This window comes from uncultured Ruegeria sp. (assembly GCF_947497005.1).
Lineage (GTDB): Bacteria > Pseudomonadota > Alphaproteobacteria > Rhodobacterales > Rhodobacteraceae > Ruegeria.
In genome coordinates this window covers 368,524-393,531 of record NZ_CANMFF010000002.1, presented here as the reverse complement: position 1 = coordinate 393,531, position 25,008 = coordinate 368,524, and the positions used below count along the sequence as shown (strand labels likewise).

Genomic DNA, 25,008 nt, shown 5'->3' with positions numbered 1-25,008 from the left:
TTCCGGAATAGTAGACAGCACATGACGCTCAGCCGTACCGCCGCAACATTCGCTCCTCCGGTGATGGAGGCGCGCCGATGGGTCGAGGGCGTGACATTCCCACCAGAACGTCCGTTGATCAACGTGAGCCAGGCGGCCCCGGTTGATCCCCCACCGCTGGCCTTGCGAGAGGCTATGGCCGAGTTTGCCGTGCGCGAAGACAGTGCACACCTTTATGGCCCCGTGTTGGGGAATGACTATCTACGCGCCGAATTGGCAGCGCAGATCAACACGCACTACGCCGCACAGGTTGAAGCACCTCAGATCGCCATAACCTCGGGCTGCAATCAGGCATTTTCGGCTGTGATATCGGCGATCACCGGCGAAGCAGATGAGGTCATCCTGCCAACCCCCTGGTATTTCAACCACAAAATGTGGTTGGATATGGCGGGTGTAGACGCTGTGGACCTGCCGACAGGAGACGACCTGCTGCCCGATCCGGAGCGTGCACGTGGTTTGATAACAGACAAGACGCGTGCCATTGCTCTGGTCACACCCAATAATCCGGGCGGTGTCGAGTACCCTGCTGAACTTGTCCGTGCTTTCTATGACTTGGCACGTGAAACCGGGATTCGCCTGATCGTCGATGAAACATACCGCGATTTCGACAGTCGCAGTGGCCCCCCGCATGATCTGTTTCAGCAACCGCAGTGGGACGAAACACTTGTCCACCTTTACTCCTTTTCCAAGGCGTATCGTCTGACGGGTCACAGGGTTGGCGCCATGGCAACAAGCCAGACACTGTTGGCCGAGGTGGAAAAATTCCTCGACACGGTCGCCATTTGCCCGGGCCAGATCGGCCAGTTCGCAGCATTGTGGGGTATGCAGAACCTGTCGCAATGGCTGGCCGGTGAGCGCGACGAGATTCTGGACCGCCGCGCTGCCATTGCAGATGGAATGCCTTTGCTTGAAGCCAAAGGATGGCGTCTATTGGGGCTTGGGGCGTATTTTGCCTATCTCGAACATCCATTTGACATGCCCTCGGATGAGCTTGCCCGTCTTCTGGTAAGCGAAGCTGGTGTTTTGCTGTTACCCGGCACCATGTTCATGCCCGATCATGATCCGGCTGGAAAACGCCAGGTGCGCGTTGCTTTTGCCAATCTTGACCGGGCCGGGTTGGGCCAATTGTTCGACCGGTTGCGGGGCCTATCCTTCTAAGCTTGCCCCCCGGCGGTGTGCGTCGTATTCAGGGCCGCAACCGACAGGGCAGAACGCTGCCGTAAAAACAAGAGGGCACCATGGCCGCAGGCGCTAAAAGTCTTTCGAAAACCTTTGTCTGGATTCTGATGGGCCTGCTGATGCTGGGTCTTGCGGGCTTCGGCGCGGTCAACCTTAGCGGGACAATCCGCACGGTTGCGCAAGTGGGAAATGAAAGCATCTCGGTCGAAGATTACGTACGCGAATTGCAGCGTGAGATCCGCGCGGTTGAGGCACAATCCGGTCAAACGCTGCAAATTTCGCAAGCGCGAGATCTGGGCCTGGACCGAAACGCGCTTGCCCGTCTGACGGCTATGGCAGCTCTGGACAATGAGGTCGGTCAACTCGGGATTTCCATCGGCGACGAGAATCTTCAGCAGGAAATTATCGCAATACCTGCCTTTCAGGGTGTTAACGGCAGCTTTGATCGCGAATCCTATCGCTTTCAGCTGGAACAGGTCGGCATGACGGATTCCGAGTTCGAATCGGACCTGCGCAAGGAATCCGCACGCACGATCGTACAAGGTGCAATCATGGGCGGCGTAGAAATGCCCGCAACTATGATAGATACAATGATCGACTATATCGGTGCGCGACGCAGCTTTACGGTCGCGACCGTTGGAACTGATGCGCTGGAAATGCCGGTCGCCGAACCGACAGACGCGCAGATCCAGACCTACTATGATGAAAACGGCGATCAGTTCACCCTGCCCCGCACCAAACAACTGACTTATGTGATTCTGTCGCCCTCGATGTTGGTCGACACCGTCGAAATCGACGAAGACGCCCTGCGTCGCCTATATGAAGAACGGTCTGCTGAATACAATCAGCCCGAACGCCGTTTGGTGGAACGACTGAACTTTCCAGACGAGCAGGCCGCCAATGACGCATTGGCGCAGCTTGAAGTCGGCGGCACAACGTTTGAACAGCTGGTTCGTGATCGCGATCTGGAACTCAATGACATTGATCTGGGCGACGTAACACGTGAGGATCTGGGCGAAGCGGCTGACGCTGTATTCGCAGCGGAGCTCGATGCCGTTGTAGGCCCCTTGCCGTCCGTGTTTGGTCCGGCACTGTTCCGCGTCAACGGATCGCTGGCCGCAAACAACGTTCCCTTTGAAGATGCCGAACCTGCGCTACGGGAAGAATTGGCAACAGAACGCGCCCGCCGCCTGATCGAAGCGCAATCCGAAGATTTCAACGATATGCTGGCCGGTGGTGCTACGTTGGAAGAGCTGGCGAACGAAACCGAAATGGAACTGGGCCAGATCGACTGGACCCGTGACAGCGCCGAAAGCGTCGCAGCATATGATGGATTCCGCGTGACCGCCGAAGCCGTGCAGGACGGAGATTTCCCGGAAATCGCATTCCTCGAGGACGGGTCCATCTTTGCTCTGCGCCTCAACGAGGTTCTGCCGCGCCGCCCGGAGCCTTTGGAAAGTGCGCGCGACCGGGTCGCCGCAGCCTGGCAACAAACCGAGACCAACAAGGCCCTGCAAGATCAGGCGAATACCGCACTGAGCCAACTGGCCACGGACGGCGATTTTGCCGCGACCGAATTGCCCTTCCGCGTTGAAAACGCCCTGACACGTACGGCGTTTCTGGATGACGTTCCTACCAATTTCATGAACGAAGTGTTCGAGATGGAACCCGGCGAGTTGCGCGTCATTGGCGGCAATGGAGCGGCTCAGATTGTACGTCTGGACGAAATCCTGCCGCCTGCAGACACGGATGAGCTGCGCCAGTTGCGCGATGCCTTGGGCACGCAGATGGATCAGGCTCTGGCACAGAACATTTTCGACGCTTATGTGCGTGACGCTCAGACCCGAGCTCGCCCTGTGGTGGATCAGCAGGCGCTGAATGCCGTACAGGCGAGCTATTAAACGAGACCGATATGGCCCTGACACCCGAATTCGATTGTTTCGCGCGCGCCTATGAAGCGGGTGAAAATCAAGTGGTTTACACACGTCTGGCCGCCGATCTGGACACGCCTGTTTCACTGATGCTCAAGCTGACGGGCGCACAGAAAGACGCGTTCATGCTGGAATCCGTGACCGGCGGAGAGGTGCGCGGTCGCTATTCGATCATCGGCATGAAACCTGATCTGGTCTGGCGATGCCGCGGAGAAACATCCGAGTTGAACCGCTCGGCCCGTTTCGACGCCGAGGCGTTCTCGCCACAAGACGGCAATCCGATGGACAACCTGCGCGCCCTTCTTGCCGAAAGCCGTATCGAACTGCCTGATGACCTGCCGCAGGCCGCAGCCGGGCTGTTTGGGTATCTGGGCTATGACATGGTCCGGCTGGTAGAGTATTTGCCGGATGTAAACCCCGATCCTTTGGGCCTGCCTGACGCAATCATGTTGCGCCCCTCGGTCATCGCGGTTCTGGACGGTGTCAAAGGCGAAGTGACCGTGGTTTCACCTGCCTGGGCCAGCGACGGTCAATCGGCCAAGGCTGCTTATGCACAGGCGGCCGAGCGTGTGATGGATGCAGTCCGTGATCTGGAACGTGCCATGCCCGCCGAAACACGCGATCTGGGCGATGCGCGCGAGGTTGCGCCACCGATGTCGAATTTCACCAAATCCGGCTATATGGAAGCGGTTGAAAAGGCCAAGGAATACATCCGCGCGGGTGACATATTTCAGGTCGTGCCAGCGCAGCGCTGGACGCAGGACTTTCCGCTGCCGCCCTTCGCACTCTATCGTTCGCTGCGACGCACCAACCCATCGCCGTTCATGTTCTATTTCAATTTCGGCGGCTTTCAGGTTGTGGGCGCAAGCCCGGAAATTCTTGTGCGTGTGTTTGGCAGTGAAGTCACCATTCGCCCCATCGCCGGCACCCGTCCACGAGGCGCGACGCCCGAAGAAGACAAGGCGAATGAACTTGATCTGCTGGCCGACAAGAAAGAGCTGGCCGAACATCTGATGTTGTTGGATCTGGGTCGCAACGATACCGGACGCGTCGCGAAGATCGGCACTGTGCGTCCGACCGAAGAGTTCATCATCGAACGCTACAGCCACGTTATGCATATCGTGTCGAACGTGGTCGGCGAACTGGCCGAAGACAAAGACGCGCTGGATGCTTTCTTTGCCGGAATGCCTGCAGGCACTGTCTCGGGCGCACCCAAAGTGCGCGCGATGGAGATCATCGACGAGTTGGAGCCAGAAAAGCGCGGCGTTTACGGCGGCGGCGTGGGCTATTTCAGCGCCGGTGGCGACATGGACATGTGCATTGCGCTGCGTACAGCTATCGTAAAGGACCAGAAGCTTTATATCCAAGCCGGTGGTGGCGTCGTGTACGACAGCAATCCCGAGGCCGAGTTCATGGAGACGGTCCACAAATCCAACGCCATAAGACGCGCAGCGGCGGATGCCGCGCGGTTCACCGGAAACGGAAACGGGTAATGACAAGGGCGGCCGATCAAATGATCGCCGCCCTTTTTTATTGCCTATCAGCGCAAGTCACCGCACCTGCTTCATCATGACTGCTGAAATCGGAGCCATCGCCACGCGGTTGCCTCGATCTTCGAGCCCCCACAGCAACAGGGCTGAAATCGTCTCGGGACGTACGCGCCCCAGCATAACCACAGTTCCTTCCTGACCCGCACGAAACGCCGCCTGATCCAGGAACCGACGCATGATTTTCGGGTCCTGCCGTGCGCCGTCAATATCACGGAAAACGACACTGGACGGAATACCGTTGCGAGCCGCCAGTTTCTGGACCGTGTTCAGCCCATTGTCTTGCGTGATCAGCCCCCGACCTGTTCCCGCAGCAATCGCAGCGACCTGATCAGCCAGTCTACGGTTGCCCTGAATTCCACTGTTTACACCTTCCAGAATACCCACCGTCTCGGGCAGGGTATCCAGCCATACCGACAGCGAAACTTCGGCATCCTGTGCGCTTGCGGCTTCGGGCAGATCCGCCAGGGCCAGAACCTCAAAACCTGCCTCGCGATGCCGGGCCATCTTTTCCGCCGCGTCAGGATCAGACGGGTTCACGGCAAAGCTGATCGGATACGGAAAGTCCTGCAGCGCCTCGGACCCGAATGCGCCCTCGTCATCGATCAGAATGATCGACATCAAAGGCTTGGCCTCGGGGTTGTCAAACTTGGCTGCAAAACGCTCGATCGGATTACCCGACTTCGGCTGTTCTGTGGACGCTTGTTCCACGACGGGCTCTTCGTCACGTTCCGTCAGTGGCACGACCCGTTTTCCGATAACCGAGCTGCCACCTGCTTTCTGCTCGCCTCCGATCTGGGGCAGTGCAGCGATGCGCGGCAGTTCGCGTGGCAGGGTGTCTTCATCCCCTTCGACCGCAATCGGGCTGTTTTCAAAGGGGTTCTCTTCTTCGGAACCTGCCGTCTGCGGAACCTGTTCAGGCTCGGCCTGTGGCAAAGGCTCCGGATCAGGCAGGAGGATGGCGACCTCTGTGTTCTCAGGCTCTGCTGGTGGAGCCGGAGTTTCGTCATTTACAGCCGGCAGCACGTCATCATGCTGAACCGCTGGCGCCTGGCTCGGTTCTGGCGGGGCAGCCGGTGCTTCGGTCACAACGGACACTTCATTTGCGACCGCTGACGCAGGCTGGTCCAAAGCTTCAGACGCCTCGCCGACAACAGGCTGAGAATCGGACGACGATTCGAGCCCCGACAGATCGGCCAGATTCTCGCTGGCGTCATCGGCGGCTTCCGGCGCACGCGGGGCCAATTCCACCAGATCAGCATCAGAACCGGCCTCGGCCACCTCAACCGGAGCCTCTGGCGTTTCAGAAATCGACGGTGCCGGTGCTTCGGTTGAGACAACTGGTGTATTGACCATCGGCGTCTTGAGCGACACGACCGTGCCCAAGATCAAAACAACGATCGCCCCAGCGACCATTCCCCCGAAAAATCCGCCCATATTTCCTGCCTTTCGCCACTTTTCTCTGCCTCGTCCAGCTCTGCGCCATCTGATGTGACGCTCGGCCAATTGGACGCGTCAGAAACGGTATGTCCTCTTGACGCTGCCGCTCAAGCCTGAGCATGTATGTGCGGACATTATACCGTGGCCCGGGGCTGCATCGCCAGCCTGAAATGCCCAAGCGAAGATAAGTGCCCATATGCTGCTGCTGATCGACAACTACGACTCGTTTACCTACAATTTGGTACATTATTTAGGCGAACTTGGTGCCGAAATGGTCATTCGCCGAAATGATGCACTGGATGTACAAGAAGCGATGGCCATGAACCCCGCCGGCATCCTGCTAAGCCCTGGCCCCTGCGACCCGGATCAGGCAGGGATTTGCCTTGCGCTGACCGAAGCTGCCGCTGAAACCAAAACACCGCTTTTGGGGGTTTGCCTTGGTCACCAGACCATTGGGCAGGTCTTTGGCGGAAAAGTGGTGCGCTGCCATGAGATTGTGCACGGTAAGATGAGCACCATGAACCACACCGGCAAGGGCCTGTTTGCAGGGCTGCCCTCGCCGTTTGAGGCAACACGGTACCATTCGCTGATCGTGGATCGTGAAACCCTGCCCGACTGCCTCGAGATCACGGCCGAGTTGGAAGACGGCACTATCATGGGCCTGCAACACAAGGAACTGCCCATCCATGGCGTGCAGTTCCACCCTGAGTCCATCGCATCCGAGCATGGTCACGCCTTGCTCAAGAACTTCCTGCAAGAACTGAAAGTCCCCGCATGAGCGACGCGCTTAAACCGCTGATCGGAGCCGCTGCCGATCGCCCATTGACTCGTGATGAAGCCGAACGGGCATTTGGAATCCTGTTCGACGGCGAAGCGACGCCCAGCCAGATCGGCGGATTGCTCATGGCCATGCGGACCCGTGGCGAGACGGTCGATGAATTCGCCGCAGCAGCGGCTGTGATGCGCTCGAAATGCAACGCCGTAAACGCACCTGAAGGCGCGATGGATATTGTGGGCACGGGCGGAGATGGCAAAGGTACCTTGAATATCTCGACCGCGACTGCCTTTGTCGTGGCTGGTGCCGGCGTGACGGTTGCCAAACACGGCAATCGCAACCTGAGTTCCAAATCCGGCGCCGCAGATGCTTTGGGGCAGATGGGCATCAACGTCATGGTTGGTCCACAAGTTGTTGAAAATGCTTTGAAAGACGTCGGTATTGGCTTCATGATGGCCCCGATGCATCACCCCGCCATCGCGCATGTGATGCCGTCGCGACAGGAGCTGGGCACGCGCACGATCTTCAACATTCTTGGCCCTTTGACCAACCCCGCTGGAGTCAAACGGCAATTGACCGGCGCCTTCAGTCGCGACCTGATCCGCCCGATGGCCGAAACGCTTGGTCTGCTGGGCTCAGACCGCGCCTGGCTGGTGCACGGCTCGGACGGGACGGATGAACTGACGATCACAGGCATAAGTTGGGTCGCCGCCCTGGAAGACGACTTGGTGAAAGAGGTCGAGCTGCACCCGGAAGACGCAGGTCTGCCCGTGCATCCGTTCGAGGACATCATCGGTGGTACGCCAGAAGAAAACGCCATTGCGTTTCGTGCTTTACTGGATGGTGCCCCATCAGCCTATCGCGATGCCGTGATGTTGAATTCGGCTGCCGCACTGGTCGTTGCCGAAGCCGCAAGCAATCTGCGCGAAGGTGCAGCCATGGCTGCTGAGAGCATCGACAGCGGCAGTGCCAAAAACAAAATCACGGCCTTGGCCGCCAAGACACAGGAAGCCGCATGACCGAAACCGTTCTGGACAAAATCAAATCCTATAAACTGGAAGAGGTCGCGGCAGACAAGGCGCAGAAATCCCTGGCCACACTGGAAAGCGAAGCCCGGTCTGCAACGGAAACACGCGGCTTTGCGGACGCGCTTCAACACACCTCGCGGCAAGGGTATGGCCTGATCGCCGAGGTCAAAAAAGCTAGCCCGTCCAAGGGGCTGATCCGGCCAGACTTCGATCCGCCTGTACTTGCCAAAGCTTATGAGGACGGAGGCGCAGCGTGTTTGTCCGTGTTGACCGACACCCCCAGCTTTCAGGGCGCGAAAGAATATCTGACACAGGCGCGCGACGCGACATCCCTGCCCGCTTTGCGCAAGGATTTCATGTATGACCCCTATCAGGTGATTGAGGCACGCGCCTTGGGTGCGGACTGCATTCTGATCATCATGGCATCAGTAAGCGACGATCAGGCTGCCGAACTGGAACAAACCGCTTTCGAATGGGACATGGATGTTCTGATCGAAGTTCATGACGAAGCGGAGCTTGAGCGCGCAGCGCAATTGAAAAGCCCGTTGATCGGTATCAACAACCGCAATCTCAAGACATTCGAGACCACGCTCGACACGACGCGCCGCCTGTCCAAATTGGTGCCTGCAGACCGCACCATCGTGTGCGAAAGCGGGCTGAGCACGCCTGACGATCTAAGGGACATTGCGCGCTATGGGGCTCGTTGCTTTTTGATCGGTGAAAGCCTGATGTGTCAGGACGATGTCGAAGCGGCCACGCGTCACATCCTGTCCAACCCGCTGATCCCCGGAGTAATGTGATGCCGCTGACCCATTTCGATGCTCAGGGACAGGCGCATATGGTCGATGTCTCGGACAAGGACGTGACCGACCGCGTCGCCGTTGCCGCTGGACACATCAGGATGGCCACGGAAACCTTTGAAATCATTTCAGAAGGTCGCGCCAAAAAGGGTGATGTTCTGGGTATTGCCCGTTTGGCAGGCATCATGGGGGCAAAAAAAACGCCAGACCTCATCCCGCTGTGTCACCCTTTGCCGGTCACAAAGGTTGCCGTCGAACTGACGCTTGACCCGCTTCTGCCGGGTGTTCAGATCGAAGCCACGGTCAAGACATCAGGCCAAACCGGGGTCGAGATGGAGGCCCTGACCGCAGTCTCAACCGCTGCCTTGACCGTTTACGACATGACCAAGGCTGTCGATAAGGCGATGGAGATTGGCGGCATTCGCGTTCTTCTCAAAGACGGCGGAAAATCAGGGCGTTACGAGGCGACATGATTACTGTCGAAGAGGCGCGAGCCCTGCTGTTCAATCTTGTTGGGCCCTTACCTACGGAAGAGGTTCCTCTGGCTCAGTCCGCAGGACGTGTTCTGTCGCAGGATGTCGCTGCAACGCGGGACCAGCCTCCCTTTGCAGCGTCTTCGATGGATGGATATGCTGTTAATTCCGACGAAGTCGAACTGCATGCCATGTTCAAAGTGGTGGGCGAATCTGCCGCTGGACGTCGTTATGAAGGCACGGCAGGACCCGGTCAGGCCGTTCGTATCTTTACCGGAGCGCCCGTGCCAGAGGGCGCAGATTTCGTTGTAATCCAAGAAGATACAACCCGTCGTGGTGATCTTCTGACAATCACGGACACGCCCGGTTCCAAAAACAACATCCGCCCGGCAGGCGTTGATTTCACAGCTGGGACGTCCATAGCGTCTCCGCGATTGATCCGCGCCGAGGATATTGCCCTGATGGCCGCGATGAATATTCCTCGTGTCCCGGTTTCACGCAAACCGGTGATCGCACTGATCTCGACCGGCGATGAACTCGTCATGCCCGGAGAACAGCCGGGCCAGGATCAGATCATTGCTTCAAACACATTCGGCTTGCAGGCATTACTGGAAGGACTTGGAGCTTCGGTTCGCATGCTTCCGATCGCACGAGACACTGTTTCGTCGCTCGAAACCGCCTTTGGTTTGGCGCAGGGTGTCGATCTTGTTGTGACAATCGGCGGCGCGTCTGTTGGGGATTACGACCTCGTATCGGATGTTTCGCAGGGTCTGGGAATGGAGCGGTCTTTCTACAAGATCCGAATGCGCCCCGGAAAACCGCTGATGGCCGGGCGTATAGGCGACACGGCAATGGTGGGCCTTCCGGGCAACCCTGTCAGCGCAATGGTTTGCGGCTATCTGTTTTTGGCTCCGATGGTGCGCCGGATGCTTGGGCTGGATCACGTGCTGCCGCCCTTCCGAACTACGCGACTGTGCGCTCCGTTGCCAAAAAACGGTCCACGCGAGCATTACATGCGCGCGGTTTTGACTGATGCCGGTATCGAGGCCTGCTCAGATCAGGACAGCTCGCTCCTTAGCGTTCTGGCGCAGGCCAACGCGCTCTTGGTCCGTGCACCAAATGATCCCGCGCGTGAAATTGGGGAAACGGTTCAGTACCTGCCCATTTGAGATGTTCTCAAATTCATTGACACAAAACGTGAACATGCGTAGAACAAAAGAAAACGCATGAGCGACGAGGTGTGAGCGATGCTGACCAAGAAGCAATTGGATTTGCTGGAATTCATCCACAAACGCGTGCAGGCGGACGGTGTTCCGCCCAGTTTCGACGAAATGAAGGCCGCTTTGGATCTTCGATCCAAGTCTGGCATCCATAGGTTGATCACGGCACTGGAAGAACGCGGCTTTATCCGCCGCCTTGCGCATCGCGCTCGCGCCATCGAGATTGTGAAACTGCCCGAAAGTCTTGGCGGTGAACCAACGGCTGGTTTCACGCCCCGCGTGATCGAAGGCGACAAGCCGGAAGGCCGCCGCCCGGCGAATCTGGAGCCTGTATCGGTGGATGCGCTTGAACTTCCGGTCATGGGACGGATCGCAGCCGGTGTTCCGATTGAGGCGATCAGCCACGTTTCGCATCACGTTGCCGTCCCCGGACCCATGGTTTCGGGACAGGGGCAACACTATGCCTTGGAAGTACGCGGTGACTCGATGATCGACGCCGGTATCAATGACGGTGATGTAGTCGTCATCCGTGAAACCTCGACTGCAGATAGCGGTGATATCGTTGTTGCGTTGGTCGAGGATCAGGAAGCCACGTTGAAACGATATTTCCGTCGCGGCAATGCAATTGCGCTGGAAGCCGCGAACCCGGCCTATGAAACTCGCGTCCTGCCCGAGGAAAAAGTCAAGGTTCAGGGCCGCCTTGTCGGATTGATCCGGACTTATTGATTCTGCGATGAACGGCGGTCCCCGGCAGGTTTCGGGGACCAAAGCCGATGACCTGCCAGGTCCGCGCTAGACGTCAGTTTTCCATCCAAAACTGATAGGCTTCCGGTTTCGTAAAGCCGATCCGGGTCAAATACCCCGCACGAACCTTTCAGGGTCAGCGCAACAGCCGAGATAATGATCTGGTTGTCCCGACATTCATCAAATGCACGCGCAGCTTTCTTTCCAGTAATATGGATGATCTCATTGTCCTTCAGAAGATAGCGCTGAACGATGTCGCTGTCCGGCCACCTGAGTGCGGCCTCGATCTGGTCGACACCGTCCCCGTCATTCTCCAGCCAGACACCGGCGACAAACCCGCTGCCCTTGCTTTTGCTGAGGGCCCGCCCCTGTTCGGTCATCACGCCCACCAGGCCGCCACTCTCAGCGATCAAGACATCCGGCCTATACCCAGAGTTCCACAGCAGAAACGCCAGAATAACGGGTCCAGCGCCGATCCAGCGCCTGCGCCCTTGCCACAAGGCCATCCACAAGCCACCAAATGCGACAAAGGGCAAGACGTACCAAGGCGGGCTGACCACAAAACTCTGTGCACCGTCCAGATGTGACACCCAATTGGAAACCGTCAGGATCCAGTTCAACGCCCACCCCATTACAGTCAATGGAATTGTTTCTAACCCGAATGGGGCCAATAGCGCCGCAATCACGGCTGATGGCACAACGAAAAGCCCCATGACGGGCACGGATAACAGGTTTGCCAACAGCCCGTAGTGAGACATCGTGTTAAAATGTGCAGCGCCTATCGGTGCAGTTGCAAGACCGGCAATCGCCGATGACATCACCACGCCAACGACTGGTTTAGTCCATTTCGGGCCAGGCAATGGACCCAGCTCTCGCAACGTGCCAAAGACTGCGACCAACGCAGTGGTTGCAGCGAATGACATTTGAAATCCGGGACTCAAAAGCGACTCTGGACGAAGAACCAACACGATCAACGCGGCAACAGCAACTGCGCGCAACGAAATAGCCCTGCGGTCGATTAACACAGCACCCAGCATGACACTGACCATGACAAAGGCGCGTTCAGTCGCGACATTGCCCCCGGAGAGCATCAAGTAGATGGTTGCTGCACATAGGGCGAACACAGCGGCCACTTTTCGAACAGGAAGCCGAAGCGCCACAGGAGGGCACAATGTCAGTCCCATGCGGCAAGCTACGAACACGAAACCAGTCAGAAGCCCCATATGAAGACCGGAAATTGCCAACAGATGCGCCAGATTTGAGGCCCGCAGAGATGACAGCGTGTCCTGCCCCATACCACTGCGATCTCCGGTGGTGACAGCTGCCGCAAATCCACCGATTTCGCCGGGTAACAGCTCTTTCACGCGCCGCGAAATGGCCATGCGGATTGTTGTCATCCGAACGCCTTCGGCGCCCTCTGACGCTGGCGCAATGGTCATGACTGGAACGCGGGTATATCCCACTGCGCCCAGTCTTTGAAACCAGGCATGACGGCGAAAGTCGAAGCCTCCGGGTTCTACCGGACCTTGCGGTGGTGAAAGGTGTCCGGTGGTCATGATACGTTGCCCCGGAGCGATAAACCCCGATTGAACATGAATGGAAAGACGGATGCGTCGCGGCCTGCGCTCCTGAGGTACGTCCCCTATGCGCACCCGATCAAGCGTTAACCGCAACGCATCCGAGGCAGACCGATCAATGGCGACGACCCTCCCCTCGATAGGGCCATAGTATCGCCACGACAGAACCGGCTCTGCCACCATGTGGGCGCGAACGCCTGCCAGAATGAAGCCCGCAGCGATCAGCGCCCCCCCGATGGCTAACGTTCCCGCTCCCGCTGGCAGCCAGCGGCGCAAGGCGATCAGGGTCAAACACAGGCAAATCAAGCCTGCGTAGACCGACCGATCGGGTTCAACCCTGACACCAAAATAAAGTCCAATTCCCGTCGCCACCATGACTGGCGTCCACGGAAACAGGTACCCTGTCTGGTGCAGCAGCGCGGCCTCGACCCGTGCAAGAACACGCATGGTTGCCCCCGTCCTTCGGGCTCGTTAGACAGGCGTCAAACTAAGCCAGATACGGTTACCAAAAGGTTAATCCCCACCATGTCCGACCAGGTCGTCACTCGTTTTGCCCCTTCACCCACCGGATTTCTACACATTGGTGGCGCGCGCACCGCGTTGTTCAATTGGCTTTACGCGCGCGGACGTGGCGGTAAATTCCTGCTGCGTATCGAAGACACAGACCGAGAACGTTCAACCCCAGAGGCAACTGCCACAATCCTTCAGGGCATGGACTGGCTGGGGCTGGACCACGATGGCGAGGTGATCAGCCAGTTTGAAGGGGCCGCCCGCCACGCCGAGGTCGCGCATCGATTGCTGGCCGAGGGAAAGGCATACAAGTGCTTCTCGACTCAGGATGAAATTGCCGCTTTCCGTGAACAAGCCCGGGCCGAAGGGAAATCAACCCTGTTCCGCAGCCCCTGGCGTGACGCCGATCCATCTACGCATCCGGACGCGCCGTATGCTATTCGCATAAAAGCACCTCAGGACGGAGCGACAGTTATCCGCGATCAGGTTCAGGGCGATGTGTCCATTCGCAACGATCAACTGGACGACATGATCCTGCTGCGCTCGGACGGGACGCCCGTCTACATGTTGGCAGTGGTTGTTGATGATCACGATATGGGCGTTACCCATGTCATCCGCGGCGACGATCACCTCAACAACGCCGCCCGTCAGATGATGATCTATGAAGCAATGGGCTGGGACGTTCCGGTCTGGGCCCATATCCCACTGATTCATGGGCCAGATGGCAAGAAACTGTCTAAACGCCACGGCGCGCTTGGCGCGCAGGAATATCAGGCTATGGGCTATCCCGCCGCCGGGATGCGCAATTACCTTGCCCGTCTGGGTTGGAGCCATGGAGACGACGAATTCTTCACAGACACTCAGGCAAAAGAGTGGTTCGATCTTGATGGCATTGGCAAAAGCCCCGCGCGGTTCGATCTCAAAAAGCTTGAGAACCTGTGTGGGCAGCACATTGCCGTCTCAGATGATGCTGCATTGCGGCACGAAATCGGAGCATATCTGACTGCTGCTGATCTTTCGCCCCTGACGAAAACACAATCCGGTGATTTGGAACGTGCGATGTATTGCCTCAAGGATCGGGCCCGAACTTTCCCAGAACTACTTGAAAAAGCTCACTTTGCCCTGGCAACCCGTCCGATTGATCCCGACGAAAAGGCATCCAAGGCGCTGTCGTCTGTATCCGATGGTATACTGACGGAATTGACGCCGCAGTTGCAAAATGCTAGCTGGACCCGGAACGAACTGGAGGAGACCCTGAATTCCTTTGCCGAGTCAAAGGAACTCAAGTTCGGCAAGCTGGCTGGCCCGCTTCGGGCCGCCTTGGCGGGCCGGGCAGTCACACCTTCGGTATTTGACATGATGCTTGTGCTGGGGCGGGATGAAACCCTGGCGAGGCTTTCTGAAGCAGCGAAATAACCCAAGCTTCATAAACGGGTAACGCTGCTCCGCTAACACCCGAACTGCGCGTTGTCGCGCAGTCGTTGCCCGTATCGCCCGAGGTTTCTCTGGCGTGCGCATGAATGAAGAAGGGACAACCATGACTGAAAGCAACAAAACAGCCACTCTAACCGTTCACGGCAAAGAGTTCGAGTTGCCTGTTCATTCCCCGACCGCTGGTCCGGACGTCATCGATATTCGCAAGCTCTACGGCCAGGCCGGGGTATTCACATACGACCCCGGTTTCACGTCGACCGCAAGCTGTGACAGCACCATCACCTATATCGACGGCGAAAAAGGCGAGCTGCTGCATCGCGGCTATCCGATCGACCAATTAGCCGAGAAGTCGCATTTCCTCGAAGTCTGCTATCTGCTGCTGTACGGAGAGTTGCCGGCGGCAAAGGATCTGGAGAAGTTTGAAACCACGATCACCCGTCACACCATGCTGCACGAGCAGATGCAGTATTTCTATCGCGGCTTCCGCCGTGACGCGCATCCCATGGCCATCATGGTCGGTGTTGTCGGTGCAATGTCGGCCTTCTATCACGATTCGACCGATATCGCGGACCCGCAGCAGCGTGAAATCGCGTCGCACCGCCTGATCGCCAAGATGCCGACCATCGCGGCTTGGGCCTACAAGTACCACACGGGTCAGCCTTTCGTGTATCCGCGCAACGATCTGGACTATGCGTCGAACTTCCTGCGCATGTGTTTCAGCGTTCCTGCCGAAGAATATGAGGTCAACCCGATCCTCAGCCGTGCGATGGACCGGATTTTGACCTTGCACGCCGATCACGAACAGAACGCTTCGACCTCGACCGTACGTCTGGCCTCATCTTCAGGTGCGAACCCGTTTGCCTGTATCGCCGCAGGTGTTGCTTGTCTCTGGGGCCCTGCCCACGGTGGAGCAAACCAAGCCTGCCTGGAAATGCTGGAAGAGATCGGCACTGTTGATCGCATTCCCGAATATATCGCACGGGCCAAGGACAAAGATGATCCGTTCCGCCTGATGGGCTTTGGTCACCGCGTCTACAAGAATTTCGACCCGCGCGCCAAGGTCATGAAGCAGTCGGCGGACGAGGTTCTGGATCTGCTGGGCATTGAGAACAACCCGAAACTGCAGGTCGCCAAAGAGCTTGAGAAAGAGGCACTGGAAGATCCCTATTTCGCCGAGAAGAAACTGTTCCCGAATGTCGATTTCTATTCGGGCATCATTCTCGAAGCGATGGGCTTCCCAACCTCAATGTTCACGCCGATCTTTGCCCTGTCACGCACCGTTGGCTGGGTCAGCCAGTGGAAAGAGATGATCGCCGATCCGCAGAACAAGATTGGCCGCCCGCGTCAGCTTTATCTGGGCGAGACGCTGCGTGATTACGTGGATATCGAAAACCGCTGATCCTTGCGGATAAGCAATCCGTTCAGAAGGCTCCGGTTCAACCGGGGCCTTTTTCTTGTCGGGCGCTGATCTGGTGATCTCCAAAGAACCAGTATTTTCATGGGCCAGGCAGCAAATGACAGGTCAGGTTATCTGTCTTTAAAACAAGCTCATCTGATCCCCCGGTTGCGGCGGAACTGCAAACAGATCGCAGCGCAACGGGTCGGATCTGGCCGGCAGCTCCAGACGCTTGCAGGCTTTCGAAAACCTTTGAGCGATGATCCCGGCATACTCGCCCTCGCCTCGCATTCTATGCCCCCAACGCGGATCGTAATCCCGTCCTCCGTGCATTTCCCGCAGTTTGGACATGACTTTCTCAATCCTTGCAGGTTCATGCTGTGCCAACCAGCCTTGCCAAAGCTGCGAAACCTCACGCGGCAAGCGCAACATGATCCATCTCGCGGCGTCGGCACCGGCCTCCTTCCCGGCTTCCAGCAGGCTTTCCATTTCATGATCTGTCAGCCCCGGCACGATAGGAGATGTCATCACACGCACCGGAACACCGGCCTCGGTCAGCGTCCGGATAATGTGCAATCGACGAAGCGGAGACGGCGCCCGTGGCTCCATCCGGCGGGACAGGCCCGCATCCAGAGTAGTCAGCGAAATGCCGACCCGCACCAGCCCCCGACTGGCCATGTCTGTCAGAATGTCCAGATCCCGCTCGATCATAGTGCCCTTGGTAACAATGGCGACCGGGTGGTTGAACTCTTGCAAAACCTCCAGGCACGACCTTGTAATCATGCGGTTTTTCTCAATGGGTTGATAAGGATCTGTATTTGTCCCGAGAGCAAGCGGTGCCACTTTGTAGGACTTGGAGGACAACTCCTTGCGCAATACACTGCTCATGTTAGGCCGTGCGACCAATCGAGTCTCGAAATCAAGCCCTGCGGACAACCCCAGATAAACGTGGCTGGGCCGCGCAAAACAATAGACGCAGCCATGCTCACACCCTCGGTAAGGGTTGATTGAACGATCGAAGGGCAAATCAGGTGATCGGTTATAGGTAATGGCGCTGCGCGCAACCTCTTCCCGAGTCTCGGTGCGCAGGGGCGGCAGATCTTCCCCAGTTTCCCATCCGTCGTCGTCGGCGACTGTAACAAAACGTTCGAACCGCCCGGCTTCGTTGGTCGCCGCACCTCTTGCTTTTATGGTTTGCACCAGGTTCATCCCACTCACATGTTCTTCTTTTGTTCTTATTGGCACCATAAACCTACCGTTGGGTTGGCGCAAGGCATCCCGAAACAACACAGGATTTGGACGACTTGAAGAGATTGCAGGATAATCTTGCAGACTTTTCTATCGAGCCACGCCATTTTTTGTCATATAGGTCGGTCCCGAAACGACCGACGTCGCAATCGTCACAGTCATGTTGCGACGTTTTGGCCAAAACGGAAAAAATGCCACCACGGGCCGTTGGCCCGCCCAGCACAGGGAATACTCCATGTCCGACGAAGAAGACATCGTCCTGTCCGAACTGAACGACGACGAACTGGTCGAGCAGATGTTCGACGATCTTTATGACGGCCTGAAGGAAGAGATCGAAGAAAGCACCAATATCCTGCTGGAACGCGGATGGACGCCTTATGACATCCTGACCAAAGCTCTGGTTGGTGGCATGACGATCGTGGGCCATGATTTCCGCGACGGCATCCTGTTCGTGCCCGAGGTTCTGCTGGCGGCAAACGCAATGAAGGGCGGCATGTTCATCCTTAAGCCGTTGCTGGCAGAAACAGGCGCACCGCGCGTCGGCAAGATGGTGATCGGCACCGTCAAAGGCGACATCCACGACATCGGCAAGAACCTTGTTTCGATGATGATGGAAGGCGCCGGTTTCGAAGTTGTTGATCTGGGTATCAACAACCCGGTCGAGAACTACCTGGAAGCGCTTGAAACCGAGGAACCCGACATCCTGGGTATGTCCGCCCTGCTGACAACCACGATGCCTTACATGAAAGTGGTCATCGACACGTTGGTTGAACAAGGCGTGCGCGACGACTACATCGTACTGGTTGGTGGTGCTCCGCTGAACGAAGAATTCGGCAAGGCCATCGGCGCAGATGCATATTGCCGCGATGCTGCTGTTGCAGTGGAAACCGCCAAGGATTTTGTGAGCCGTAAGCACAACCAACTGGCTAGTTAAGCTCCTCGCAACTTTTTGAAAGGCCGTCCGATCTTGGGCGGTCTTTTTCGTTTTGTTGGAGTTAAGTCATCAAACGACCCGGATTATCCATTTCTAAAGAAAGGCACGGTTAAAAGAACGAGGCATCCAACGCCCGGGGGTTTCGTGCCACAATCGTTTACAGTCATTTCGCTTGGCAATCTCGCCGATATCGACCGCGCTGAGGGCAATACCACAGCCGAAAACGCCTCGGCGCTTGTGGGGCAGACCTTTGGTGGATCCGACTATCCTCTGGCCCACGACAGCGCCACATGGAGCGCGGTCGGCAATCCGGGTTCGGTTTATGACATGAACAACATGTCTGCCAATGATCGGTTTTCGATCGACGATGGGCCGGCGCAGACATTTGATGGCACCTCGATTTACAATGCCACCGTCACCTATTTCGATGGATCAACGGCCAACATCACGGCAGTAGTGGCACAGGATGTGAACGGCAACACGTACCTGATGCCCGAGTTCTCGGACAATTCAGACCAGTCAGCGCTGGAAGCAGGCGCCATCCGCTCAGTCACGTTCAAAAGTCTTGCCGGAAACAGATATTCCGGCCTGACAGCCCGTCGCGAGGATTGGGATCTGGTCCCCTGCTTTACGTCCGGTACATTGATCCGGACCGAGCAGGGCGATCGGCCGATTGATACCTTGGTCACCGGCGACAGAATCGAAACCCTTGACCATGGCCTGCAAACCCTGCGTTGGATCGGGCGACGGCGAGTCACTGCAACGGGTCTGCATGCACCGGTCTTTTTCAAAGCTGGCGCTGTGGGAAACACACGCAATCTTCTGGTGTCCCAACAGCATAGAATGCTAATTCGCGATTGGCGACTTGAACTCCACACCAGCCACGCCGAGGCGCTGGCCCCTGCCAAGCATCTGGTGCATTGGCGCGATATCGTTCTGCAGCCCGGAGGGTTGGTAACCTATATTCATTTGCTGTTCGACCAGCATGAGTTGCTCTGGGCCGAAGGTTGTCTGAGCGAGAGCTTTCACCCAGGTGCCCAAATCTGGAACAGCCTGGATAATGCCGCTCGGCAAGAGATCCTGTTGTTGTTTCCAGAACTGTCGCAAAATAGCACTTCCGCTTACGGACCGCTTGCCCGGCCCTTGTTGTCAGCATTCGAAACATATGCGTCGGCGGCCTGACATGAGATGTCGGAACAAGGCTTGCTCAATGGTTGCATTCATCCTCCTATGTAAACAGCCCCGGAGGATGCCGAACCATGTCAGACGAAACCCTGCCAGACGATGTAAGCCTGACGACTAAAGGCTACAGCGGTGTGGATAATGGCAGCATCCTGCTGATCGCTTGTGGAGCGTTGGCGCGGGAAATTCTGGACCTTAAAACGCGCAATGGCTGGGATCACATGGCGCTCACCTGCTTGCCCGCGATCCTGCATGTCCACCCGGAACGGATCACTCAGGCCGTGGAAGACGCTGTAGCCAAGCACCAGAGCAAGTTCGACAAGATCTACGTTGTTTACGCCGATTGCGGGACCGGAGGTCTGCTGCAGGCCGCCTGCGAGAAGCTTGGGGTCGAGATGGTGAAAGGCCCCCACTGTTATTCATTCTTCGAAGGAAACCAGGCCTTTCAGGACCGTGGAGAAGACGAAACAACTGCCTTCTATCTGACCGATTTTCTGGCCCGGCAATTCGACGCTTTCGTCTGGAAGCCACTCGGATTGGACCGCCACCCAGAACTTCGCGACATGTATTTCGGAAACTACACCAAGCTGATCTATCAGGCTCAGATCGACAGCCCGGAACTGACCGAACGCGCGCGCGCGTGTGCAGACCGTATGGGATTGGAATTCGAACGTCGGTTCACCGGATATGGTGATCTGGAGACCACTATGTCAGACTGGGCAAGCCGCCCAACCTGAGGTCAGGCGTTTTCCTGTGCAACAAGTCGGATACGTTCAATCATGGACCTCAAACCGTTTGAACGCTGTGCAGACAGGTGATCGTTCAGACCAAGGCGGGCCAGTTCAGCCCCGGCATCGACTTTGGGAACTTCGCTCACCGGCAACCCGTTATACAAAGACCGAAGAACTGCGATCAGTCCGCGCACGATCAGAGCATCGCTGTCACCGTCAAATTTGAAGGCGCCTGCTTCAATCATCGGATGCAACCACACCTGGCTGGCGCAGCCATGCACCTTGGTCGCCGGAACCTTAAACGCATCGTCCAGAGGCTCCATCGCCTTGCCCTGCTCGATAACATGACGATACCGGTCTTCCCAATCCTCGAGAAACTCGAAGTCCTCGACAATATCTTCAAAGGCAGGCGTGGCCATGATGCGGTGATCCTTCCGTTGCAATCACAATTGTGACCTAAGCCGACGACCACCCACTGTCCAGCCCCCGCTGTGGCTTTTCAACGCGAGGAAATTACGCTAACCCATTGCCTGAACTCGTGTGAAAGTCTGTGGGCCTATGCAAAAATCCTTGTCCGTTCTTATCATCGCCACGCTGACCCTGACTGCCTGCAGCAGCTGGCGTGACTCTCGGGTGAATCCGTCAAACTGGTTCGGCTCCAGCAGATCTGTCTCAGCCGAGACAACGTCCGATCCAAATGCCGCAGACGCACTGGTTCCCAAGCAAGGCGACGGCCGGGGCCTGTTTTCCCGTCGGGATGTCGAAGACACCAGCATTCCAATTGGTCAGATTGACGAATTGCGTATCGACTCCACACCAACTGGCGCGATCATTTATGCGGCTGGCACAGCTGTCCGTCAGGGGGCTTATAACGCGCGTCTGGTTTCGGTTGAATCAGATGAAAACCAGAAAAACGGAATTTTGGAATTTGTATTCCGCGTTACCTACCCCAGTTCTGAAACACCGCAAGGGTCGGAACGCACACGGATGGTATCGGACGCTGTCAATATATCGTCTCAGGAACTGGAAGGTATTCGCCTAGTCCGTGTGGTCGGACAGCAGAATGCACTGGAATCGCGGCGCCGGTAAGCGCCGCTACAGTGCGACGACCTTGACCGCCTGCCCTTTAGCCGCCAAGGCGATCTTACCTTCGCACAGCTTCAGCGCGTCTTCGCCAAAGACTTCAAACCGCCACCCGGACATAGCGGGCAGTTCTCTCTCACCGGCTGCAATCTGATCCAGTTCCGAGCTTGTGGCGATCAATTTCGCCGCCACGCCCGAACTTTCGGTCTTGGACTTAAGCAAAACCCGCAGCAAATCTGCCAGGGCCGGATTGACCTTAAGCTTGTCCCGCGAATTATCGACATCCGGCAATTTGTCCGCCGGGCAACTCACGCCACGTTTGACTGCCGCCAGAATACCCTCGGCAATCGCCCCTTTACGTGCTTCGCGCAGCAGCAGACGCGACCCACCCAGATCAGAAGGTGTTTTGGGTTTGGTAGACGCCAGTTCGATCAACGCATCATCCTTGAACACGCGGTTCCGGGGCACGTTGTTTCCTTGTGCGTAGGTTTCACGGAACTGCGCCAACTCGCGCACAACAGCCAGGAACTTAGCCGAGTTCGTGCGTGTCTTGACACGTTTCCAAGCCTCTTCAGGACGGACGTCATATGTGGCGGGCAGCGTCAGCGTTCGAAGTTCTTCGGCGACCCAATGGCTGCGCATGGTCTTTTCAAGCTCTGCTGCCAGATATTCATAAATCCTGCGCAGATGCGTCACATCCGCCAGCGCATAATTTTTTTGCGCATCGGTTAGCGGTCGTCGAGACCAATCGGTAAACCGAGAGGTCTTATCAACGCCCTGTTTGCAGATTTTCCGAACCAGAGTTTCGTAGCCCACCTGTTCTCCAAACCCACAGACCATCGCTGCGACCTGCGTGTCGAACAAAGGGTTGGGAAATACACCAGCCTCAACCCAGAAGATCTCAAGGTCCTGACGAGCGGCGTGGAACACCTTGACTACGTCTTCGTTCCGGAACAGATCGTAAAGCGGTTCAAGCGACAGTTCCTCAGCCAACGGATCAACCAGAACCGCGCTGTCTTCATCCTCAGACGGGATTGCTAGTTGAATAAGGCACAGCTTCGAATAATACGTCCGCTCGCGCAGGAATTCGGTGTCGACTGTGATGTAGGGATAGCCTGCAGCGGCCTTGCAGTATTCGGCCAGCTCTTGCGTCGTCGTCAGGGTTTTCATGCGCCGTACTAGTATCGCTCTTGTTTTTGTGACTGCCCGTTTTTTCCTCGTCCCGAGCGTTATCGACGACCATAGGCCGATTATCGTGCGAGTGTAAATCACCCAGAGCGGGTTCAGGGCAACAAGACGGGCGACCTGTCACCTTCTGCGAAGCGCCGCAGCACTTCGGGGTAAAGTTTATGCTCCCACACCAGCACCCGCGCAGCCAGCGTTTCAGCGGTATCTCCCGCCTCTATGGGCACACCCGCCTGCCCCAGAATCGGCCCATCATCCAGCGCTGCTGTCACTTCGTGGACCGAGCAACCATGTTCGGCATCCCCGGCCTCAATAGCCCGAGAATGGGTGTTTAACCCTTTGTATTTAGGCAGTAATGAGGGGTGAATGTTTAGCATCCTGCCCTGAAATCGCGACACGAAATCCCCCGTCAAAACCCGCATAAAGCCGGCCAGACAGACAATGTCCGGTCGCGTGTCCTCCAACGGCTTCAGCAACTCTGCCTCGAACGCGGCGCGGTCGCCTTTGAAAGGTCGGTGATCGACAACTGCGGTCGGAATGCCACGGTCCGCAGCTTTTTTCAGCCCAACCGCCTGCGCGTCGTTGGAGAGTACCAAACAAGGCCGCGCCGGATGATCACCGGTCATGCTGTCGACCAGAGACACCATGTTCGACCCGCCCCCGGAAATCAGGATCGCGACGCGCTTGTGGCTCACAGCAGTTTGCCCGAATAGGCAACGCCGGTTGCCTCGGTCACGGTACCAATCCGCGCAACGGTTTCACCGGCGTCAGCCAACAGTGTCGACAGCTCATCTGCCTTGTCTGCGGCGCACACAACGATCAGCCCGACGCCGCAATTGAAGGTTTTGAGCATCTCCGCCTCCACGACGCCGCCGGTTTGCGCCATCCAGCTAAAGACAGGCGACACTTGCCAACTGTCCAGATAAATCTCGGCCCCCAGCCCTTCAGGCAGCACGCGCGGCAGGTTTTCGGTCAGACCACCACCCGTGATATGGGCCAGCGCGTGAACACCGCCGGCGCGGATCGCGGCCAGTGCCGGTTTGACGTAGAGGCGCGTGGGGGTCAGCAGTGCCTCGCCCAGAGTGCCTTCACCAAAGGGCGATGGCGCATCCCAACCCAATCCGGACAATTCGACCAGCTTACGCACCAGCGAATATCCGTTGGAATGCACCCCGTTCGAGGCCAGACCCAACAGCACGTCACCAGATCCAACGCCTGCAGGCAGATCCGCACCGCGTTCCATTGCGCCAACTGAGAACCCGGCCAGATCAAAATCGCCATCGGGATACATGCCCGGCATCTCTGCGGTTTCACCACCGATCAAAGCGCAGCCGGATTGCACGCAACCTTCTGCAATTCCTTCGATGATCCGTGCTGCCGTATCGGTATCCAGCTTGCCAGTCGCGAAATAGTCGAGGAAGAACAGCGGCTCGGCCCCCTGGCAGACCAGGTCATTGACGCACATGGCCACCAGATCGATGCCAACCCCGTCCACGACACCAGTATCGATCGCGATCCGCAGCTTGGTGCCCACACCATCAGTTGCACCCACCAGGATCGGGTCCTGATACCCGGCGGCCTTCAGATCGAACAGAGCGCCGAACCCACCCAGACCACTCATCACGCCAGAGCGGTTCGTCCGCTTGGCGGCGGGTTTAATCCGATCCACCAGAGCATTACCTGCGTCAATATCCACGCCTGCATCGGCATAGGTTATTCCGTTCTTACCCGCTGTCATGGTCGGTCCCTCAAGAAAGCTTTGCGGGCGGGTTAGTCGATTGTGGCGTTTGTTGCAACGGTCAGGCTTGACGCGGCTGTTCACCGTGATACGCAAGCGCCAAGGCGGGCCTGTAGCTCAATTGGTTAGAGCAGAGCGCTCATAACGCTTTGGTTGGGGGTTCGAGTCCCTCCGGGCCTACCATTTCGCCGAAACACTTTGTCAGTTTATTTCCTATTTGCATGAACATGCAGATTCATTCGCTCGAATCTCCCTCTCCAAAATACTCATCGAGATCCTCCTGAGTGACTTGCCATTCATAGTAATACCCGTCGCGCCCGCCAAAGCTGTAATTCTCATGACTGCCTGAAAGTGCTGGAGTTCGATGCACCGTCTGCAAATACGTTTCGAAATCCGCAGGATCGGTCCAGTATGCAGCGTCCATGATCATCATGTAATAATCATAGGCATAAGGTTCGTCGAACCTGCCAAAATCATTCTGCAAATAATCCAACATTTCCGCGCAAAAAATAGCCATATTGGCACGCACCTGAACTGGCAAAGGTGCCAGATCTTCGTCGCCGTCAACCACTTCACGCATCGAAGCGAACCACAGCTCGGACGCCAGCGATTCGACCAGATCAGACCGCAACCACTTTAGACATGTATCGCCTGCACCGATGAATCCGGTAAGGCGTTCAACCCGTCTTTCGTCAGTTTCGTCATACCACTGCCAAAGCGGCAGCAAAGCCGCCAGAGTCGCACAGCCAACGAACCCTTTTTCAGCTAATTTCACAAATCCTGCGACAACCATCTCTTAGCCCCCCAAAAGCAA

23 protein-coding genes and 1 tRNA gene are annotated in these 25,008 nt (G+C 57.1%); 16 read left to right on the top strand and 8 right to left on the bottom strand.

What is annotated here, in order from left to right; all coding sequences use genetic code 11:
• Positions 1-21: 21 nt before the first annotated feature.
• The 3 genes from Q0816_RS04360 (at position 22) to trpE (ending at position 4,642) form a co-directional block, all read left to right on the top strand.
• Positions 22-1,197, top strand: coding sequence for an aminotransferase (locus Q0816_RS04360; RefSeq protein WP_298848021.1), 1,176 nt, complete (start codon positions 22-24; stop codon positions 1,195-1,197).
• Positions 1,198-1,277: 80 nt separating this feature from the next.
• Positions 1,278-3,119: a peptidyl-prolyl cis-trans isomerase gene (locus Q0816_RS04355; RefSeq protein ID WP_298848020.1), complete on the top strand. Its 1,842-nt coding sequence runs from the start codon at positions 1,278-1,280 to the stop codon at positions 3,117-3,119.
• Between the two features lie 11 nt (positions 3,120-3,130).
• The gene (gene trpE / locus Q0816_RS04350) at positions 3,131-4,642 is read left to right on the top strand and encodes an anthranilate synthase component I (protein ID WP_298848019.1); all 1,512 of its coding nucleotides are present in this window, start codon (positions 3,131-3,133) and stop codon (positions 4,640-4,642) included.
• 57 nt (positions 4,643-4,699) lie between these two features.
• Here trpE and Q0816_RS04345 read toward each other — a convergent pair whose 3' ends face one another.
• Positions 4,700-6,133 carry a polysaccharide deacteylase family 2 protein gene (locus tag Q0816_RS04345; RefSeq protein ID WP_298848018.1) on the bottom strand — a complete coding sequence of 478 codons (1,434 nt, stop codon included), beginning with the start codon at positions 6,131-6,133 and terminating at the stop codon, positions 4,700-4,702.
• A 199-nt stretch (positions 6,134-6,332) separates the two neighbouring features.
• Between Q0816_RS04345 and Q0816_RS04340 the strand changes: the two genes are divergently transcribed.
• The 6 genes from Q0816_RS04340 to lexA all read left to right on the top strand — a co-directional run bounded on the left by Q0816_RS04340 (position 6,333) and on the right by lexA (position 11,158).
• Positions 6,333-6,914: an aminodeoxychorismate/anthranilate synthase component II gene (locus tag Q0816_RS04340; RefSeq protein ID WP_298848017.1), complete on the top strand. Its 582-nt coding sequence runs from the start codon at positions 6,333-6,335 to the stop codon at positions 6,912-6,914.
• Entirely contained in the window at positions 6,911-7,930 is a 1,020-nt protein-coding gene (gene trpD / locus Q0816_RS04335) for an anthranilate phosphoribosyltransferase (RefSeq protein ID WP_298848015.1), read from the top strand. Before Q0816_RS04340 ends, trpD begins: the two co-directional genes overlap by 4 nt.
• A complete protein-coding gene (gene trpC, locus Q0816_RS04330) occupies positions 7,927-8,739 on the top strand; it encodes an indole-3-glycerol phosphate synthase TrpC (RefSeq protein WP_298848013.1) in 813 nt (270 codons plus the stop codon). Before trpD ends, trpC begins: the two co-directional genes overlap by 4 nt.
• Entirely contained in the window at positions 8,739-9,212 is a 474-nt protein-coding gene (moaC, locus tag Q0816_RS04325; RefSeq protein WP_298848011.1) for a cyclic pyranopterin monophosphate synthase MoaC, read from the top strand. Before trpC ends, moaC begins: the two co-directional genes overlap by 1 nt.
• Positions 9,209-10,381: a gephyrin-like molybdotransferase Glp gene (gene glp, locus Q0816_RS04320; protein WP_298848009.1), complete on the top strand. Its 1,173-nt coding sequence runs from the start codon at positions 9,209-9,211 to the stop codon at positions 10,379-10,381. The genes moaC and glp overlap by 4 nt, the downstream gene beginning before the upstream one ends.
• 78 nt (positions 10,382-10,459) lie before the next feature.
• Entirely contained in the window at positions 10,460-11,158 is a 699-nt protein-coding gene (lexA, locus tag Q0816_RS04315) for a transcriptional repressor LexA (RefSeq protein WP_298848007.1), read from the top strand.
• On the opposite strand, the gene Q0816_RS04310 is transcribed toward lexA, so the two are convergent.
• Positions 11,152-13,200 (bottom strand): ComEC/Rec2 family competence protein, encoded by a 2,049-nt coding sequence (locus tag Q0816_RS04310; protein ID WP_298848005.1) that lies wholly within the window; start codon positions 13,198-13,200, stop codon positions 11,152-11,154. The genes lexA and Q0816_RS04310 overlap by 7 nt on opposite strands.
• Before the next feature lie 78 nt (positions 13,201-13,278).
• Here Q0816_RS04310 and gltX point away from each other — a divergent pair, with 78 nt between their 5' ends.
• Both gltX and gltA read left to right on the top strand, forming a co-directional pair.
• Positions 13,279-14,679 (top strand): glutamate--tRNA ligase, encoded by a 1,401-nt coding sequence (gene gltX, locus Q0816_RS04305; protein WP_298848003.1) that lies wholly within the window; start codon positions 13,279-13,281, stop codon positions 14,677-14,679.
• A 121-nt stretch (positions 14,680-14,800) separates the two neighbouring features.
• The gene (gene gltA / locus Q0816_RS04300) at positions 14,801-16,096 is read left to right on the top strand and encodes a citrate synthase (protein ID WP_298848001.1); all 1,296 of its coding nucleotides are present in this window, start codon (positions 14,801-14,803) and stop codon (positions 16,094-16,096) included.
• A 138-nt stretch (positions 16,097-16,234) separates the two neighbouring features.
• On the opposite strand, the gene Q0816_RS04295 is transcribed toward gltA, so the two are convergent.
• Entirely contained in the window at positions 16,235-17,302 is a 1,068-nt protein-coding gene (locus Q0816_RS04295) for a PA0069 family radical SAM protein (RefSeq protein ID WP_298848165.1), read from the bottom strand.
• A gap of 274 nt (positions 17,303-17,576) precedes the next feature.
• Here Q0816_RS04295 and Q0816_RS04290 point away from each other — a divergent pair, with 274 nt between their 5' ends.
• The 3 genes from Q0816_RS04290 (at position 17,577) to Q0816_RS04280 (ending at position 20,194) form a co-directional block, all read left to right on the top strand.
• A complete protein-coding gene (locus Q0816_RS04290) occupies positions 17,577-18,275 on the top strand; it encodes a B12-binding domain-containing protein (protein ID WP_298847999.1) in 699 nt (232 codons plus the stop codon).
• A 144-nt stretch (positions 18,276-18,419) separates the two neighbouring features.
• The gene (locus Q0816_RS04285) at positions 18,420-19,457 is read left to right on the top strand and encodes a Hint domain-containing protein (RefSeq protein ID WP_298847998.1); all 1,038 of its coding nucleotides are present in this window, start codon (positions 18,420-18,422) and stop codon (positions 19,455-19,457) included.
• Between the two features lie 77 nt (positions 19,458-19,534).
• Entirely contained in the window at positions 19,535-20,194 is a 660-nt protein-coding gene (locus Q0816_RS04280) for a DUF1638 domain-containing protein (RefSeq protein ID WP_298847996.1), read from the top strand.
• Between the two features lie 2 nt (positions 20,195-20,196).
• On the opposite strand, the gene Q0816_RS04275 is transcribed toward Q0816_RS04280, so the two are convergent.
• A complete protein-coding gene (locus Q0816_RS04275) occupies positions 20,197-20,607 on the bottom strand; it encodes a SufE family protein (protein ID WP_298847994.1) in 411 nt (136 codons plus the stop codon).
• Positions 20,608-20,758: 151 nt separating this feature from the next.
• On the opposite strand from Q0816_RS04275, the gene Q0816_RS04270 reads away from it, so the two are divergent.
• Complete coding sequence (locus tag Q0816_RS04270) at positions 20,759-21,277, top strand: hypothetical protein (protein WP_298847992.1); 519 nt, start codon at positions 20,759-20,761, stop codon at positions 21,275-21,277.
• A 6-nt stretch (positions 21,278-21,283) separates the two neighbouring features.
• Here the strand turns inward: Q0816_RS04270 and rnd are convergent, their stop codons facing one another.
• The 3 genes from rnd to purM form a co-directional block, all read right to left on the bottom strand.
• Positions 21,284-22,441, bottom strand: a complete 1,158-nt coding sequence (gene rnd, locus Q0816_RS04265) for a ribonuclease D (protein ID WP_298847991.1) — start codon at positions 22,439-22,441, stop codon at positions 21,284-21,286.
• Between the two features lie 113 nt (positions 22,442-22,554).
• Complete coding sequence (gene purN / locus Q0816_RS04260; protein ID WP_298847989.1) at positions 22,555-23,151, bottom strand: phosphoribosylglycinamide formyltransferase; 597 nt, start codon at positions 23,149-23,151, stop codon at positions 22,555-22,557.
• The gene (purM, locus tag Q0816_RS04255; protein ID WP_298847987.1) at positions 23,148-24,194 is read right to left on the bottom strand and encodes a phosphoribosylformylglycinamidine cyclo-ligase; all 1,047 of its coding nucleotides are present in this window, start codon (positions 24,192-24,194) and stop codon (positions 23,148-23,150) included. The genes purN and purM overlap by 4 nt, the downstream gene beginning before the upstream one ends.
• Before the next feature lie 106 nt (positions 24,195-24,300).
• Here purM and Q0816_RS04250 point away from each other — a divergent pair.
• A tRNA-Ile gene (locus Q0816_RS04250) sits at positions 24,301-24,377 on the top strand.
• A gap of 52 nt (positions 24,378-24,429) precedes the next feature.
• On the opposite strand, the gene Q0816_RS04245 is transcribed toward Q0816_RS04250, so the two are convergent.
• Entirely contained in the window at positions 24,430-24,987 is a 558-nt protein-coding gene (locus tag Q0816_RS04245) for a hypothetical protein (RefSeq protein ID WP_298847985.1), read from the bottom strand.
• Between the last annotated feature and the right edge of the window lie 21 nt (positions 24,988-25,008).